This window comes from Flavobacterium proteolyticum (assembly GCF_015223105.1).
Classification (GTDB): domain Bacteria; phylum Bacteroidota; class Bacteroidia; order Flavobacteriales; family Flavobacteriaceae; genus Flavobacterium; species Flavobacterium proteolyticum.
In genome coordinates this window covers 1-1,711 of record NZ_JADFTZ010000016.1, presented here as the reverse complement: position 1 = coordinate 1,711, position 1,711 = coordinate 1, and the positions used below count along the sequence as shown (strand labels likewise).

1 protein-coding gene is annotated in these 1,711 nt (G+C 35.0%); it reads left to right on the top strand.

What is annotated here, in order from left to right:
- Positions 1 to 1,609 (top strand): FISUMP domain-containing protein (locus IM755_RS12755; protein WP_194097463.1); only part of this gene is annotated, 1,609 nt, incomplete at its 5' end.
- Between the last annotated feature and the right edge of the window lie 102 nt (positions 1,610 to 1,711).

Here is a 1,711-nt window from a genome sequence, read left to right as displayed (position 1 = left end):
ATTTGAAGCTGGCGCTGCTGGTGGAAAATTTGTTGATGGTACAGACCCAGCTGATGCAGTTTACACTGCTGGAAAAGTAGGTATTGGAACAACAACACCAAGTGGAAAGTTAACTATAAAAGGGGATGATGCAGTACAAGTGATAGAAGATTCGAATGGTGATTCAATGTTAGGAATCTACTATAGAACTCCTAATACGACTGTGCCGAATCTTTATATAGCTGGCACTTCAACTTCGAATGCTAGAGCTTTATCGCCACAAATTAGTTTTAATCGTAATACTACAAATCAAGGTTTTGAATTATTTTTAGATGGAGGGGTTGATCCTGAAGTTCCTGTTGAGCAACAAACAGGGGTAGTTTTTATTAATAATCATTCAGGGCCTAATGCAAGAACGGCAATTCAAACTGAAACTGGAGGAACAGTAAGTATTGGAGGTATAGGGAACAACAATGGAGGATATCGAAGAGAATTAAGAAACTTTTCAGTAAATTCTGACGATCTTACTTTGTCGGGCAGGGTTAAAATTCAGGAAATAAGAGATTATCAAAATAGTTCAAATCAATCGTCAATGGCGCTTTCATTTCCTGATGTAACAACAGCAGGTATTTTACCACCTAGATTAACAACTTCACAAATGCAGGCATTAGCGCCAATTCCTGGACTAATGGTTTATAATTTAAATGTAAATTGTTTAATGTATTTTGATGGAACAGAATGGAGATGTGATAAGAACGGTACTACAATTTCATCTAATATTAACCCTAGTACACTTGGTTCAACAATTTTGCCTGAAATCACAGAGTGTTTGGATAAAGTTATTTCAGTGTCAGGTTGCGCATCTGTTCCAAATGCAACAATAAATGATGATCCAGTAACTACACTTGGGATAGAGTATAATTGGGCAGATGGTATGGCTTCAATGGGGTTTACAGATAGAGCTTTAGTAGAGATTGGAGGTCAATGTTGGTTTAGGTATAATTCAATAGCAACTCCTTCAAACTATCCTGATTTACCAAACACTGGAGCTAATATTTGGAATTCTGAAGTAGATCTTGTTCCAGGAACATATAAGGCAAATGATGCTTCATGGGGTTATTATAATACGGTTCAAACAAATGGAAGTTTAGGTTGGTCGACCACTCCAGCAACACTAGGTGATGGTTTGCTATATCAATTTAAAGCTGCAATGAATGGGGCTACTCAAGAAAGAGCACAAGGGGTTTGTCCTACAGGATTTCATGTGCCTTCTGATTGCGAATTTATGAAATTAGAAACACATCTTGGTATGAGTGCTATTGATTCTCATTTGAATGGAGTAACACTTCAAAGAGGTACAGATAGTGATGTTGGAACTAAATTAAGAGGTTTAGGTGGAAATTTTAATGGATTACTTAATAAAACGGGTTTTAATGGTAATCTTCCTGGTTATAGAGTTAATGCTACCTCTCAATTAACATTTAATGGTAGAAATATTTTTGTTGCATATACTACATCAACAAAATCTGGTATTTCCTACTTTGCAAGAGTTTTGATATCTAATCAAAAAGATGTAAGAAGACCAATTTATTCAAGGGTAGCTTCTAGTTTAAGATGTTTAAAAGACTAAGCTTAACTTTTTAATTTTTTTAAAAGCTCCTTAAAAAACAAGGAGCTTTTATTTTACTTAATTAATTAAAATCGCCCAACATGAGATTTTTTCATTTTTTAA